This is a genomic window from Aquabacter spiritensis, assembly GCF_004346185.1.
Classification (GTDB): domain Bacteria; phylum Pseudomonadota; class Alphaproteobacteria; order Rhizobiales; family Xanthobacteraceae; genus Aquabacter; species Aquabacter spiritensis.
In genome coordinates, this window is the sequence record NZ_SMAI01000003.1 from 344,735 (window position 1) to 358,511 (window position 13,777).

Annotated in this window: 14 protein-coding genes; 12 read left to right on the forward strand and 2 right to left on the reverse strand. The window is 70.4% G+C overall.

Annotated features, from left to right (window positions below):
• The first annotated feature begins 367 nt into the window (after positions 1-367).
• The 10 genes from EDC64_RS07995 to pcaF are packed head-to-tail and all read left to right on the forward strand — an operon-like array spanning position 368 to position 10,713.
• A complete protein-coding gene (locus tag EDC64_RS07995; protein WP_132030738.1) occupies positions 368-1,591 on the forward strand; it encodes a CaiB/BaiF CoA transferase family protein in 1,224 nt (407 codons plus the stop codon).
• A 21-nt stretch (positions 1,592-1,612) separates the two neighbouring features.
• On the forward strand, positions 1,613-2,377 hold the full coding sequence (locus EDC64_RS08000; RefSeq protein WP_132030739.1) for an enoyl-CoA hydratase/isomerase family protein: 765 nt from the start codon (positions 1,613-1,615) through the stop codon (positions 2,375-2,377).
• 1 nt (position 2,378) lies between these two features.
• Positions 2,379-3,122: an SDR family NAD(P)-dependent oxidoreductase gene (locus EDC64_RS08005; protein ID WP_132030740.1), complete on the forward strand. Its 744-nt coding sequence runs from the start codon at positions 2,379-2,381 to the stop codon at positions 3,120-3,122.
• Between the two features lie 29 nt (positions 3,123-3,151).
• Positions 3,152-4,318 (forward strand): acyl-CoA dehydrogenase family protein, encoded by a 1,167-nt coding sequence (locus EDC64_RS08010; protein WP_132030741.1) that lies wholly within the window; start codon positions 3,152-3,154, stop codon positions 4,316-4,318.
• A gap of 9 nt (positions 4,319-4,327) precedes the next feature.
• Positions 4,328-5,203, forward strand: a complete 876-nt coding sequence (locus tag EDC64_RS08015; RefSeq protein WP_132030742.1) for a 3-hydroxyacyl-CoA dehydrogenase family protein — start codon at positions 4,328-4,330, stop codon at positions 5,201-5,203.
• Positions 5,204-5,205: 2 nt separating this feature from the next.
• Positions 5,206-5,856, forward strand: coding sequence for a 3-hydroxyacyl-CoA dehydrogenase family protein (locus EDC64_RS08020; protein WP_132030743.1), 651 nt, complete (start codon positions 5,206-5,208; stop codon positions 5,854-5,856).
• Between the two features lie 2 nt (positions 5,857-5,858).
• A complete protein-coding gene (locus tag EDC64_RS08025) occupies positions 5,859-6,971 on the forward strand; it encodes a CaiB/BaiF CoA transferase family protein (RefSeq protein WP_132030744.1) in 1,113 nt (370 codons plus the stop codon).
• An 11-nt stretch (positions 6,972-6,982) separates the two neighbouring features.
• Positions 6,983-7,984, forward strand: coding sequence for an NADPH:quinone oxidoreductase family protein (locus tag EDC64_RS08030; protein ID WP_132030745.1), 1,002 nt, complete (start codon positions 6,983-6,985; stop codon positions 7,982-7,984).
• Positions 7,981-9,498 (forward strand): 3-hydroxyacyl-CoA dehydrogenase PaaH, encoded by a 1,518-nt coding sequence (gene paaH, locus EDC64_RS08035; protein WP_132030746.1) that lies wholly within the window; start codon positions 7,981-7,983, stop codon positions 9,496-9,498. The genes EDC64_RS08030 and paaH overlap by 4 nt, the downstream gene beginning before the upstream one ends.
• Before the next feature lie 9 nt (positions 9,499-9,507).
• Positions 9,508-10,713: a 3-oxoadipyl-CoA thiolase gene (gene pcaF / locus EDC64_RS08040; protein WP_132030747.1), complete on the forward strand. Its 1,206-nt coding sequence runs from the start codon at positions 9,508-9,510 to the stop codon at positions 10,711-10,713.
• Here the strand turns inward: pcaF and EDC64_RS24030 are convergent.
• Complete coding sequence (locus tag EDC64_RS24030) at positions 10,710-10,844, reverse strand: hypothetical protein (protein ID WP_274594939.1); 135 nt, start codon at positions 10,842-10,844, stop codon at positions 10,710-10,712. The two genes, pcaF and EDC64_RS24030, sit on opposite strands and share 4 nt — an antisense overlap.
• 122 nt (positions 10,845-10,966) lie before the next feature.
• On the opposite strand from EDC64_RS24030, the gene EDC64_RS08045 reads away from it, so the two are divergent.
• Complete coding sequence (locus tag EDC64_RS08045) at positions 10,967-12,196, forward strand: ABC transporter substrate-binding protein (RefSeq protein WP_132030748.1); 1,230 nt, start codon at positions 10,967-10,969, stop codon at positions 12,194-12,196.
• 147 nt (positions 12,197-12,343) lie between these two features.
• Here EDC64_RS08045 and EDC64_RS08050 read toward each other — a convergent pair whose 3' ends face one another.
• The gene (locus tag EDC64_RS08050; RefSeq protein WP_132030749.1) at positions 12,344-12,829 is read right to left on the reverse strand and encodes a GNAT family N-acetyltransferase; all 486 of its coding nucleotides are present in this window, start codon (positions 12,827-12,829) and stop codon (positions 12,344-12,346) included.
• Between the two features lie 404 nt (positions 12,830-13,233).
• Here EDC64_RS08050 and EDC64_RS23490 point away from each other — a divergent pair, with 404 nt between their 5' ends.
• Positions 13,234-13,539, forward strand: a complete 306-nt coding sequence (locus EDC64_RS23490; protein ID WP_165933688.1) for a hypothetical protein — start codon at positions 13,234-13,236, stop codon at positions 13,537-13,539.
• Positions 13,540-13,777: the final 238 nt, after the last annotated feature.

Sequence of the window (13,777 nt, forward strand, 5' to 3'; positions counted from 1 at the left end):
TCCCGGCGGCACGAGCCGCCCGGGCCGCATTTCGCAAGGGCCGTGCCAAGGCGGCCGGCGCGCCGCCATCCCGCGGCCGCCGTGGCCGCCGCGCCCTCTCCATAGGGAAGTTCCGGCGGCGACCGCGGGGAAAGCCGCGCGCCCGAGGCCGTCATGGGGCCGTGCATCGCCGTCCTCCGCAGGTCGTGCACACGCCCGTCGAGACGGCGAACGCTCCAGTCTGTCGCCGCCGCCGACACGTCTGTACTTGCCGCGGACATGCGGCGGGCCGGGACGGGTTGCAGGATCCTCGGCACGCCCCCGTGGGCCTCCGCCTCAAAGGGCTGGCATGCGCCTTGCTCGGCTCGGGGCGATGAGTGGTGGGCAAATGAATTCCGTGGACCTTGCGATCGAACCGGCCGTTTCGCCGTTCAAGATGCTCTCCGGCGTGCGGGTGGTGGATCTCACCACCTCCATCGCCGGCCCCTACGCGACCATGCTGCTGTCGGACTTCGGCGCCGAAGTGGTGAAGGTCGAGCGGCCCGGCGGCGACGATGCCCGGCAATGGGGGCCGCCCTTCCTGCACGGCGAATCGCTCTGGTTCCTCAGCGTCAACCGCAACAAATTGAGCGTCCAGCTCGATTACGGCTCGCCGGAGGGCCGGCGCGTCCTGTCCGATCTGATCGACACCGCGGACGTCGTCGTGACCAACCAGCTGCCCGGGGTCCAGCGCAAGCTCGAACTCGACGCCCAGAGCCTGCGGGCTGGCCGCCCGCGGCTGATCCATGCCTCGCTGACCGGCTTCGGGCTCAGCGGGCCGAATTCCAGCCTGCCCTGCTACGACCTCATCGCCGAGGGCTATAGTGGCGTCATGGACCTCACCGGGACGCTCGACATCGAGCCGCAGAAGGTCGGCTCGCCCGCCGCCGACATGCTGGCCGGGGCCGACGCCGCGATGGCGGTGCTGGCGGCGCTGCACCGGCGCAACGCCACCGGACAGGGCTGCGCGCTCGACATCTCGCTGACCGAGAGCATGATCCGCTTCATGTCGCCCCGCATCGTCACCTATATGGGCTCGGGCGAGGTGCCGCGGCGCTCGGGCGGCAAGGACAGCGTGATCGCCATCTACCAGACCTTCGAGACCGCGGACGAGCCGATGACGCTCGGCATCGGCAATGATGCGATCTGGAAGCGCCTGTGGCGCGCCTTCGAGAAGCCCGAGGTCGCGGAGGACGCGCGCTACAGCGACAATGCCAAGCGCCGGGCGCACCGCGAGGAGATCGTCGCGATGATCCAGGCGATCCTGTCGACCCGTCCGCGCGCCGACTGGCTGGCGCTGTTCGCCGCCAACAAGGTGCCGGCCGGGCCGATCTACCGCGTCGACGAGGTGGTCGAGGATCCGCATTTCCGCGATCGCGGCGTGTTCTACGAGATCGACCGCGACGGCGAGGCGCTGCCCCAGGTCGGGCTCGGCATCACGGTGGACGGCGTCTCCCAGCACGCCGCCGCGCCGCCGCCGCGCCTCGGCCAGCACACCGAGGCGGTGATGCGCGCGATTCTCGCCTATGACGAGACGCGCATCGCCGAACTGCGCGCCGCCGGCACCATCTGACGGCGCGGCCACGAGGATACGATGATCGATCTGACCCGCGACGGCGCCTATGCCGTGCTGACCCTCACCCGCCCGGAGGCGCTGAACGCGCTGTCCTTCGCGATCATCCGCGCGCTCGGCGCCGCCTTGGACGAGGTGGCCGGCTGGGACGTGCGGGCCTTGATCGTCACCGGCGCGGGCGAGAAGGCGTTCTGCGCCGGCGCCGACATCAAGGAATTGATGGGCCGTCCGCTGATGGCGGAGAAAGCCGGGGCGGAACTCGGCCAGGCGACCTTCGCCAAGCTCGACGCGCTCGCCATCCCCTCGATCGCTGCGATCAACGGCTTCGCCTTCGGCGGCGGGCTGGAACTCGCGCTCGCCTGCACCTTCCGCGTCGCCGCGCCCAAGGCCAAGATGGGCCTGCCGGAGATCAAGCTCGGCCTGATCCCCGGCTATGGCGGCACCCAGCGCCTGCCGCGCCTGATCGGCGAGGCGCGGGCGATGGAGATGATCCTCACCGGCCGCACCGTCGACGCCCAGGAGGCGCTCGCCATCGGCCTCGTCAACCGGCTCGCGGAGGGCGACGTGACGGCCGCCGCGGTCGCGTTCGCCGACGGCTTCTCCGGCTACGGCCTGCCGGCGCTGGCGCTCGCCCGCAGCGCGGTGAAGCGCGCGCTCGACACGCCGCTCCACGAGGGGCTGAAGATCGAGGCCGACCTCTCCACGCTCGCTTACCGCACGGAGGACGCGGCCGAAGGGCTCGCGGCCTTCGTCGAGAAGCGCAAGCCCGCCTTCCGGGACCGCTGACATGACCCCGCGCACCCTCCTCGTCACCGGCGCGAGCCGCGGCATCGGCGCCGTGGTGGCGGCCGAACTCGCCCTTCGCGGCCACCGCGTCGGCTGCCTCTCGCGCAAGGGGGAGGGGCCGCAGGGCTTAGACCTCCCCGCCGACGCGCGGGCGCGGCTGGTGCCGCTGGCCGGCGACATCCTCGATCCCGACGCGGTGAAGGCCGCCTTCCAGGCGCTGCAGGACGCCGCCGGGCCGGTCAGCGGGCTGGTGCAGAATGCCGGCATCCATATGGAAGGCCCGGCCGACCGCCAGACCCTGTCCGATTTCGAGACCGTGATGCGCACCAACGCCACCGCAACCTTCGCGGTGTGCCAGCAGGCCTATCCCTTCCTGTGCGCGGCGGGCGGCGGCCTGATCGTCAATATGGGCTCCTTCTTCGACAAGATGGGGGTGCGCCGCAACGCCGCTTATTGCGCCTCCAAGGCTGCGGTCGCCGCCATCACGCGCTGCCTCGCGGTCGAATGGGCGGGCAAGGGGATCCGCGTCCTGACCGTCGCGCCGGGCTATATCGAAACCGACCTCAACCGCGATTTTCTCGCCTCGGAAAAGATCCGGGCCTTCCTCGCCGCGCGTATCCCGACCGGCGGTCCGGCGCAGGCGGGGGAGGTGGCGCGGCTGATCGCGGCTCTGTTCGCCGAGGACATTCCCTTCCTCACCGGCGAAACCCTCTATCTCGACGGCGGCCAGGGCATGGCCCTCTGACGCCGCCGTGCTGCGAAAGTGAGTGTCACATGACGCTGTTCCACCGTCTCGACGCCGCGCTCGATCTGCCGCAGGACGAAGCCCTGCTGCTGGAGAGCGTGCGGCAGTTCGCCCGCGCGGAGGTCGCCCCGCGCGCCGCCCATCTCGACGAGACCAAAGAATTTCCCTGGGCCAATGTGGAAGGCATCAACGCGCTCGGGCTCAACGCCATGTTCGTGCCGGAGGCCTATGGCGGGGCCGGGCTCAGCTATCTCGGCTATCTCGCCTGCGTGCGGGAGATTTCCGCCGCCTGCGCCTCCACCGGCATCGTCTGGGCGACCAATTTCCACGCCATCAAGCCCTTGATCGATTACGGCACCGAGGAGCAGAAGCAGCGCCTCCTGCCGCGCATCGCCGAAGGCGGGCTCGCCGCCCTGGTCATCACCGAGCCGGACGCCGGCTCCGACGCCACCGGCATGCGCACCACCTTCACGCCGGACGGCGACGACATCCTGGTCTCCGGCTCCAAGACCTTCATCACCAATGGCGACGTGGCGGATCTCTACGTCCTGTTCGGCAAATGGGCGCAGACCTCGGATCCCAAGGCGGCGATTTCCTGCCTGATCCTGGAGAAGGGCACGCCGGGCCTCTCGGTGGTGCGGCTCGAGGACAAGATGGGCCACCGCGCCTCCTCCACCGCGACCCTCGCCTTCGACGCCTGCCGCGTGCCCAAGGCGAACCTGCTGAAGGGGCCGGGCGAGGGGCTGAAGCTGCTGCTCGCCTCGCTCAACAAGTCCCGCCCCTCGGTCGCCGCCCACGCCCTCGGCATCGCCCATGCGGCGTTCGACGATAGCGTCGCCTATATCAATGGACGCAAGCAGTCGGGCCGCAAGATCATCGAGTTCCAGGGCATCCAGTTCCTGCTCGCCGACCTCGCCGCCGAAATCGCGCTGTGCGACACTTGGCTGGTCCATGTGGCGCGGCAGATCGAGGCCGGGGCGGAAGATATCGGCGTCGAGGCCTCGATCCTGAAGATGCGCGCCACCGACATCGCCATGCGCATGGCGACCGAGGCGGTTCAGCTCCATGGCGGCTACGGCTATGTGAAGGACTACCGGGTGGAGCGCCTGATGCGCGACGCCAAGATCACGCAGATCTGGGAAGGCACGAACCAGATCCACCGCCAGCTCATCGGCCGCAGCTTCATCGAACGCTGAGGACAGATCATGACCGAAAAGCACCCCGTCGGCGTCGCCGGCAGCGGCACAATGGGAACCGGCATCGCCATCGTCGCGGCGCGCGGCGGCTTCCCGACCCTGGTCTTCGACCTCGATGAAGGCCGCGTGGCGGCCGCCCTCGCCGCCATGCGCGCCTTTTTCGGCAAGTCGGTCCAGCGCGGCAAGCTCACCCAGGATCAGGTCGACGAGATCATGGGCCGCGTCACCGGCACCAGCCGGATCGAGGACCTCGCGGTCTGCGGCCTCGTCATCGAGGCGATCTATGAGGAACTGGAGGCGAAGGGAAAGCTGTTCGCCGCCCTCGATGCGGTCTGTCCGGCCCACACTCTGTTCGCCTCCAACACCTCCACCCTCTCGATCACCGAGATCGCCGCGCGCTCCGGCCGCGACGACCGCTTCGTCGGCATGCATTTCTGCCTGCCGGCGCAGCTCATGAAGCTGGTGGAGATGTCGCCCGGCCTCAATACCTCGCAGGAGAGCTTCGAGGCCGCCTGGGCGCTGTGCGAGGCGATGGGCCAGCGGCCGGTCAAGACCCAGGACGCGCCGGGCTTCATCCTCAATTACTTCCTCGTGCCGTTCAACAATGACGCGATCCGCCTGGTCGAGGAGGGCGTCGCCGCGCCCGAAGAGATCGACAAGGCGATCAAGGGCGCGCTCGGCTATGCCATGGGGCCGATGGAATTGCTCGATCTGGTCGGTCTCGACACCCAGGTCCTGCTCTGCGAGGCGCTGCACGGCGTCACCAACGCGCCGCGCGCCGCCTGCCCGCCGCTGCTGCGCCGCATGGTGGCGGCGCGCCGCCTCGGCCGGAAGACCAAGCGCGGCTTCCTGAATTACGAGACCACCGCGATCTTCGGAGCCTGACCATGTCGCACACCGTGATCGCCTCCGGCGAAAGCCGGTCCTTCCCCGAGGCCCACCCGCTGCTCGCGGCGGGCGGGGAGAGCGGGGACATCCTGGTCCTGATCGGCGCCGGCGCCGGCGCCGCCTTCGCCGCGCTGAAGGATCCCGCCCCCTATCGGGCGATCCTGATCGAGCTCGGCACCGAATGCCTCGGCGTGCATACCGGGGAGAGCCGGGGAGACGAGGGCGGCACCGTGCTCGGCTTCGCCCGTTTCCGGCTCGGAAACGCGGCGCCGAGCGACCTGGTCGAGATCGTCCGCCAGCCGCGGACGCCCGATGCGGTGGTCGCCGCGGCGCGGGCGCTGTTCGAGGCCCACGGCCTCAAGACGGCGGTGTGCGGCGACTTTCCCGGCCGCATCGTCGACCGTCTGGTGCGGCCCTATTACAATGCGGCCCTCGGCCGGCTCGACGCCAAGCTCGCCACCGCGGCCGACATGGACCTCACCCTCAAACTCGGCCTCGGCTATCCCGAAGGGCCGATCGAGCTGCTGGAGCGCACCGGTCTCGCGGCCCATTGCGACGTGACGCAGGCGCTTTACGACGCGCTCGGCGATGCCGCCTACGCCCCCGCCCGCCGGGCGCAGGTGGCGAAGGCGCGGGCCGGGGAGAAGTGACCATGCAGCCGCTCGCGGGCGTCCTGGTTCTCGATTTCTCGACGCTTCTGCCGGGGCCCCTGGCGAGCCTCGTGCTCGCCGAGGCGGGCGCGCAGGTGGTGAAGATCGAGCGCCCCGGCCGGGGCGACGAGATGCGCAGCTACCCGCCTCTGGTCGGCGCGGACGGCGTCAATTTCCACATGCTCAACCGCGGCAAGCGCTCACTCGCGCTCGATCTGAAGGCGCCCGACGCGGTGGCGCAGCTCACCCCGCTCCTGGAAAAGGCCGACATCCTGATCGAGCAGTTCCGGCCGGGCGTGATGGACCGGCTCGGGCTCGGCTATGCCGCGGTCAAGGCGCTCAATCCCGGCATCGTCTATTGCTCGATCACCGGCTGGGGCCAGACCGGTCCGAAGGCGGCGGTGGCGGCGCACGACCTCAATTACATGGCCGAGGCCGGCGTGCTCGGCCTGTCGGCCGGTGCCGACGGCGCCCCGGTCCTGCCGCCCGTGCTCGCGGCCGACATTGCCGGCGGCACCTATCCCGCCCTCATGAACATCCTCATGGCGCTGCGCCTGAAGGAGCGGACCGGCACCGGCGCGCATCTCGACATCGCCATGGCCGACAATCTGTTCTCCTTCGTCTATTGGGGCCTCGGCAGCGGTTTTGCCGCGGGCGCCTGGCCGAAGAGCGGGCGCGATCTCGTGACCGGCGGCTCGCCGCGCTACCAGATCTACCGGACCAAAGACGGCCGCCATCTCGCCGCGGCGCCGCTGGAAGACAAGTTCTGGGAGACCTTCTGCGCCATCGTGGACCTCGCCGTCCCGCTGCGCGATCCCGCCGCCCCGGCCGATGCGGTGATCGCCGAGGTCGCCGCGAAGATCGCCGCGCAGACCTCCGACCATTGGCGCGCGGCCTTTGCGGGCAAGGATGTGTGCTGCTCCATCGTCGCGACCTTGGAGGAGGCGGTCGCCGATCCGCACTTCGCCGCACGCGGCGTGTTCGCCCAGCGCCTCGCTCTGGGCGAGGCCGGCATTCCCGCTCTGCCGGTGCCGGTCGTCCCCGCTTTCCGCACGTCCACGGATGCCGCCGCCCCCGCGCTCGGCGAGGCCGGCACGCCGAACGATCTGATCTGAGAGGAAACGCCATGCGCAGCTATCGCGTCTGGGAGCATGGCGCTCCCGAAACCATGCGGATCGACGAGGGTCCGGACCTCGTTCCCGGCCCCGGCCAGATCGCGGTCGACGTGAAGGCGGCGGGAATCAATTTCCCCGACATTCTGGTGATCGGCGGCCAGTACCAGATCCTGCCGCCGCGCCCGTTCACGCCGGGCAAGGATTTTGCCGGCGTGGTGCGTGCGGTCGGCGGCGGCGTCGCCGGCTTCAAGCCGGGCGACCGCATCATGTCCCAGGTGGAATACGGCGCCTATGCCGAGCAGGCCCTGACCACTCCGGAGCAGAGCTTCAAGATCCCCGACGACATGGGCTTCGAGGCCGCCGCCGCGATGGGCCTGGTCTATCAGACCGCCTATTTCGCTTTGGTCGATCGCGGTCTCTACAAGACCGGCGAGACGGTTCTGGTGGGCGGCGCGGCCGGCGGCGTCGGGCTCGCTGCGGTGCAGATCGCCAAGGGGCTCGGGGCGCGCGTGCTCGCCGCCGTGCGCTCGGAGGAGGAGGCCGAGGTGGCGCGGGCGGGCGGCGCCGATGCGATCATCGACGTTTCCGTGCCGAACCTGCGCGATGCGCTGCGCGATCAGGTCAATGCAGCGACCGGCGGCCGCGGCGCCGACGTCGTGCTCGACCCGCTGGGCGGCGAATTCTTCCCGGCGGCGCTGCGTGCCATGGCCTGGTGCGGCCGGCTCGTGGTGATCGGCTTCGCCGCCGGCGAGATCCCGAGCGTCAAGGTCAATTATCTGCTGGTCAAGAACATCTCGGTCAGCGGCCTGCAATGGAGCGATTATCGCGACCGCACGCCGGAGCGGGTGCGGGCGGTGCAGGACGACCTGTTCCGCCTGTGGCATGCCGGTTCGGTGCGCCCGCGCGTGATGCGCGCCTTTCCGTTCGAGGCGGCGCCCGAGGCGCTGGCCCTGGTCAAGCAGGGCAAGGTGCAGGGCAAGGCCGTGATCGCCATGTCGCCGGCCGGCGCATGAGCGCCCTGGACCCGTCCGTGATCGTCGGCGTGGTCGGCGCCGGGGCGATGGGCGCCGGCATCGCCCAGGTCGCCGCGCGCGCCGGACACCGCGTCCTGATCCAGGATGCTCGCGCCGGGGCGGCGGACGCCGCCTGCGGCCGGATCCGCGCCGATCTCGACAAGCTCGCCGCCAAAGGCCGTCTTTCGCCCGAGGATGCGGCGGCGGCCGGCGGGCGCCTCGTGCCGGTCGAGGCCACCGCCGATCTCGCCCCCGCCGGCCTCGTGATCGAGGCGATCGTCGAGGATCTCGACGTGAAGCGGGCGCTGTTCGGCGCCCTTGAGGCGGTCGTCGCGCCGGACGCGATCCTCGCCACCAACACCTCCTCGCTCTCGATCACCGCGATCGCCGCCGGCGCCGCGCGGCCGGAGCGCATCGCCGGACTGCATTTCTTCAATCCCGCGCCGATCATGGCTCTGGTCGAGGTGATTTCCGGCCTCGCCACGGCGCCGGAGGTGGCGACCCGCTTGGTCGAGACCGCCAATGCCTGGGGCAAGGCGCCGGTGCGGGCGCGTTCGACGCCGGGCTTCATCGTCAATCGCGTCGCGCGGCCGTTTTATGCCGAGGGCCTGCGCCTCTGCGAAGAGGGCGCGGCGGATCCGGCGACGCTCGACGCGGTGATGCGCGAGGCCGGCGGCTTCCGCATGGGCCCGTTCGAGCTGATGGACCTGATCGGCCACGACGTGAATGCGGCGGTCACCCGCTCGGTGTTCGACGCCTATTTCGGCGATCCGCGCTTTCGGCCCTCGCTGGTCCAGCAGGAACTGGTCGCCGCCGGCTGGCTCGGCCGCAAGACGCAGCGCGGCTTCTACGATTACAGGCCCGGCGCCGCCGCGCCCGCCGCGCGGGACCTGCCGGCGGCGCCGGCCCCGCGCGCCGTTGGGATCGCGGGCGATCTCGGCCCGGCCGCGCCGCTCGCCGACCGCGCCGCCGCGGCGGGCCTTTCCGTCACGCGCGGGCCGGGCGACGGGCTGATCCGGCTCGACGGCGCGACGCTCGCTCTGACCGACGGGCGCAGCGCCACGGTCCGCGCCGCCGAGACCGGGATCGCGGACCTCGTCCTGTTCGACCTCGCGCGCGATTTCGCCGCCGCCCCGCGCCTCGCGCTCGCTAAGGCGGATGCGGCGCCGGACACCGCTTTGGCGGTGGCGGCGGGCTTCGTCCAGGCGCTCGGCAAGCGCGCGAGCGCCCTCGCCGACCGGCCGGGCCTCGCGGTGATGCGCACCCTCGCCATGCTCGCCAACGAGGCCTGCGAGGCGGTGCTCCAGCAGGTCGCGGCGCCCGCCGACATCGACCGCGCCATGACCGCCGGGGTGAATTACCCGCAAGGCCCGCTCGCTTGGGCCGATGCGGTCGGCGCCGCGCGCCTCCTCGGCGTGCTCGCCGCGCTCCAGGCCGAGACCGGCGACGACCGCTACCGCCCCTCCGCTCATCTGCGCCGGCATGTCGCCGCCGCCCGCCCGCTCTCCGTCTGACGAGGTCCCATGCCTGCCGCCTTCATCTGCGACGCCGTCCGCACCCCCATCGGCCGCTATGCCGGCGCCTTGTCCGGGGTGCGCCCCGACGATCTCGCCGCGATCCCGATCGCCGCGCTCATGGCGCGCCATCCCGGCACCGATTTCGCCGCAATCGACGACGTCATCCTCGGCTGCGCCAACCAGGCCGGCGAGGACAACCGCAACGTCGCGCGCATGGCGGCGCTTCTGGCGAAGCTCCCGGCCGAAGTCTCCGGGTCCACCGTCAACCGGCTGTGCGGCTCGGGCCTCGACGCGCTCGGCAGCGCGGCGCGGGCGATCGCGGCCGGCGAGGCGGATCTGATGATCGCCGGCGGGGTGGAAAGCATGTCCCGCGCGCCCTTCGTCATGGGCAAAGCGGACAGCGCCTTCTCGCGCGCCGCCAGGATCGAGGACACGACGATCGGCTGGCGCTTCGTCAACCCGGCCATGAAAGCGGCGCACGGCGTCGATTCCATGCCCGAGACGGCGGAGAATGTGGCGGAGCAGTTCCAGATCGGCCGCGCCGACCAGGACGCCTTCGCGCTGCGCAGCCAGCAGCGCACCGCCGCCGCCCAGCAGGCGGGGCGCTTCGCCCGCGAGATCGTCGCGGTCGAGATCGCCCAGCGCAAGGGGCCGCCGCTCCGCGTCGAGACCGACGAGCATCCCCGGCCCGAGACCACGTTGGAGCAGCTCGCGCGCCTGAAGGGCGTGGTGCGGGCCGACGGCACGGTGACGGCGGGCAACGCCTCGGGCGTCAATGACGGCGCCTGCGCGCTCCTGGTCGCCTCGGAAGAGGCTGCGCGCCGCCACGGTCTGACGCCGCGCGCGCGCATCCTCGGCACCGCGACCGCCGGGGTGCCGCCGCGCATCATGGGGATCGGCCCGGCGCCGGCGACCCGCAAGCTGCTCGCCCGGCTCGGCCTGTCGCTCGCCGACATCGACGTCATCGAGCTGAACGAGGCGTTCGCCGCCCAGGGGCTGGCGGTGCTGCGCGACCTCGGCCTGCCCGACGATGCCGAACATGTGAACCCGAACGGCGGGGCGATCGCGCTCGGCCATCCGCTCGGCATGTCGGGCGCGCGGCTCGCCACCACCGCGCTCCACGAACTCGAGGCGCGCGGCCTGAAACGGGCGCTCTGCACCATGTGCATCGGCGTCGGGCAAGGCATCGCGCTGGCGATCGAGCGGGTCTAGCGCCCGCCCGCGCCGGCCGCCGCGGCGCCCGCCGGGGCGGCAATCGGGGTGTCATGCGCGCGGTCACAGTGCGCGCGCAGACAACATATGTATTCCTCAAAGACATTGTTGCATTGCAGCAACAACGCCATTCCTGATCTCGCGTCTGGCATGGCTATTGCCATAGGTGGCGATGGTGGCAGGCTGCGCGCGGGGCGCGCCGCAGGCGGCCTCGACCCTGCCTTTACGCAGGCAATTCTTTGGAGGATATCCCATGACGCCAACGACCCGGGCCTGGATCTGTCGCACTGCGGCCGCCGGGCTGGTTCTTCTCGGGGCGCTGCCCGCGTCCGCGCAGGGCATGAGCGGCGACAAGGTCGCCATCGGCGCGATCGTCGACATGACCGGCGTCTATTCCCGCCATGGCGGCCCCGGCGTGATCACCGCGGTGCAGATGGCGGTCGACGATTTCGGCGGCACGGTGAACGGCAAGCCGATCAGCGTGGTCTCGGCCGATTACCAGGCCAAGGTCGACGTCACCTCGGCGATCGCCCGCCGCTGGATCGACACCGAAAATGTCGACATGATCATCGAATCCACCGATTCCGCCTCGGCCCTCGCGCTGTTCCGCCTCGGCGCGGAGAAGAAGCGCGTGGTGATCGGCGCCGGCTCGGCGACCACCGCCCTCACCAATGACGGCTGCATGCCCTACGGCATCCATTACGTCTACGACACCTATGCCCTCGCCACCGGCACCGGCGCCGCGATCGTCCAGGAAGGCGGCAAGAGCTGGTATTTCATCACGGCCGACTACGCCTTCGGCCATGCGCTCGAAGCCGACACGTCGCGCGTCGTCGAGCAGCTCGGCGGCAAGGTGCTCGGCCGCTCGCGCGCGCCGCTCGCCACCACCGACTTCTCGTCCTATCTGCTCCAGGCCCAGGCCTCCAACGCGCAGGTGATCGGCCTCGCCAATGCCGGCCTCGACTTCGTCAATTCGGTCAAGCAGGCGTCCGAATTCGGCATCACCCAGAGCGGGCAGAATCTCGCCGCGATGCTGGTCTTCATCACCGACGTCAAGGCGCTCGGCCTGAAGGTGGCGCAGCGGCTGAAATTCACCACCGGCTATTATTGGGACCGCGACGAGGCGAGCCGCGCCTTCGCCAAGAAGTTCTACGCCAAGACCAATGCCCAGCCCTCCATGGTGCAGGCCGGCGTCTATTCCGCGACCACGCATTATCTCAACGCCATCAAGGCCACCGGCACGGACGATGCCGAGGCCGTGACCAAGTGGATGAAGGCGAACCCGGTCAACGATTTCTTCGCCAAAGACGGCCGCATCCGGCCGGACGGGCGGATGGTGCACGACATGTATCTGGCGGAGGCCAAGACCCCGGCCGAGTCCAAGAACGAGTGGGACCTGATGAAGATCCTGCGCACCATTCCGGCCGACGAGGCCTATCGGCCGCTCTCCCAGTCGACCTGCCCGCTGGTGAAGAAGGGCTGATCGCATCCCCGGATGCCGCATGAGGAGGCCGCCCGCGGGGGCGGCCTTTTCGTTTGCGGCGCCCGCCGAGAGCCTGATCCGATCGGGGTGAATCACCCCGATCGGGGAATCGGTCTCTCCGCATGTGTTCGAGACCGCGTTCGCCGATCAGCGTGCGGCGCGAGCGGATCGGCGCGGGCTCGCGCCGAGCGCCTTGGTCATGAAGACGCGCTTCAAGCCGTGTTCCTCGGCGCGGTGGGTCTCGACATAATGCCGGCGGGTATAGAGCGCGATATTCTCGACCATGGCCGCATTGGTATAGAGCCGGATCGCGCGATAGCCCTGCGCCCGCGCCGCCTGTTCGGCGAAGTCCAGCAAGGTGCGGCCGAGCCCGAGGCCTTGCGCGGCCGGCGCCACCGCCACGGTGTCGAGCAGCAGGGCGTCGGCTTCCGGGATCAGCACGAGCACGCCCCGGATCGCGCCCGCATGGTCCAGCACATGGACCCGGCCGGCCGCGATCAGCGCGCCGTAATCGGCCAGCATCGGCGCCGGCTTGCGCCCGATCCGCGCGACATAGGGCGCATAAGCGGCCTCAATGATCGCTTCCACGGCGCCAAGCGCTTCGGGGCCGGCAAGTCTCGGCAGGTCTGTCATGCGCGGGGGTCCGGTCGCAGAGGGGCGCGATCGCGCCGATCGGCTTGAATCGCAAGCCGATGGAATAACCCGGTCTCCAACGAATGTTGAGAGCCTGCGGCTGATCCCCCGATCCGTTCGGTTCGGCCAGACCGGGTCACCCGGCGCATGCCGCGCCGCGCCCGCCGGAGTGCGCATCGGAGAAAGCGCAGGGAAGAGGGCGCACCCGAAAAGGCGCGAAGAAGAAGGGACACCGAAGGACGGGTCGAAAGGACGCCCGGCCACCGCGCATCGGGACGGGCGCCTCGAGGACGGCGCGGCACCCCCGGCCGGGCCGGGCCGCGGTCTCAGTGCCGACACGATCGTGAGCTTTGCTTTGGTGCGCAACAGAACAGCCTGGCCGGCTTCGGCGGCAGGAGGAGCGCATGAGTCTCGTCGAATTCAAGAGCCGCGTCTATGGCAGCACGCGCTTCTTCGTCAATCCGGCCCATATCATCGCGGTCTATAGCGCGCCGGACGGCTGTTTCCTGGTGACGAGCGAACTGCGCGAGGGCGGCCGCAATGTCCATGTCCTGGTGGACGAGCCGCTGACCCGGGTGCTCCAGAAACTCGGCGCCGATCCCGCCAGCCTGACCGGCCCGCTCCCCGGCCCGTCCCCCCGCCCCCGCGATCCCGGCCCCGAGTCCGACCCCCCCGAAGGCGCCACCCCGCGCCCCCGGCCGCATGTCTGAGGGGGCTATTGTCCGGGAGGATGACTGTCTGGGGCACCAGCATGTTCATCCGAAAGCCGAACGGCTTCAACGCCCTATACGGCCGCCATTGCGAAAAGAGCAGCACTTCCACGCCCTATACTTCTAAAAGGTGCTTGTCACAGCGCCGCACCGGAATGCGCCGCTAGTTCCTTCGCAAACTCCACGCAGATTAAATTGCGCATCAAGCGCCCAAACTCGCTTATGCGGCAGAAGGGCG

Bases quoted from the DNA above. Each gene is read 5' to 3' on its own strand.
- EDC64_RS07995 (WP_132030738.1), top strand. From the start codon at position 368: ATGAATTCCGTGGACCTTGCGATCGAACCGGCCGTTTCGCCGTTCAAG.
- EDC64_RS08000 (WP_132030739.1), top strand. From the start codon at position 1,613: ATGATCGATCTGACCCGCGACGGCGCCTATGCCGTGCTGACCCTCACC.
- EDC64_RS08005 (WP_132030740.1), top strand. From the start codon at position 2,379: ATGACCCCGCGCACCCTCCTCGTCACCGGCGCGAGCCGCGGCATCGGC.
- EDC64_RS08010 (WP_132030741.1), top strand. From the start codon at position 3,152: ATGACGCTGTTCCACCGTCTCGACGCCGCGCTCGATCTGCCGCAGGAC.
- EDC64_RS08015 (WP_132030742.1), top strand. From the start codon at position 4,328: ATGACCGAAAAGCACCCCGTCGGCGTCGCCGGCAGCGGCACAATGGGA.
- EDC64_RS08020 (WP_132030743.1), top strand. From the start codon at position 5,206: ATGTCGCACACCGTGATCGCCTCCGGCGAAAGCCGGTCCTTCCCCGAG.
- EDC64_RS08025 (WP_132030744.1), top strand. From the start codon at position 5,859: ATGCAGCCGCTCGCGGGCGTCCTGGTTCTCGATTTCTCGACGCTTCTG.
- EDC64_RS08030 (WP_132030745.1), top strand. From the start codon at position 6,983: ATGCGCAGCTATCGCGTCTGGGAGCATGGCGCTCCCGAAACCATGCGG.
- paaH (WP_132030746.1), top strand. From the start codon at position 7,981: ATGAGCGCCCTGGACCCGTCCGTGATCGTCGGCGTGGTCGGCGCCGGG.
- pcaF (WP_132030747.1), top strand. From the start codon at position 9,508: ATGCCTGCCGCCTTCATCTGCGACGCCGTCCGCACCCCCATCGGCCGC.
- EDC64_RS24030 (WP_274594939.1), bottom strand. From the start codon at position 10,844: ATGGCGTTGTTGCTGCAATGCAACAATGTCTTTGAGGAATACATATGT.
- EDC64_RS08045 (WP_132030748.1), top strand. From the start codon at position 10,967: ATGACGCCAACGACCCGGGCCTGGATCTGTCGCACTGCGGCCGCCGGG.
- EDC64_RS08050 (WP_132030749.1), bottom strand. From the start codon at position 12,829: ATGACAGACCTGCCGAGACTTGCCGGCCCCGAAGCGCTTGGCGCCGTG.
- EDC64_RS23490 (WP_165933688.1), top strand. From the start codon at position 13,234: ATGAGTCTCGTCGAATTCAAGAGCCGCGTCTATGGCAGCACGCGCTTC.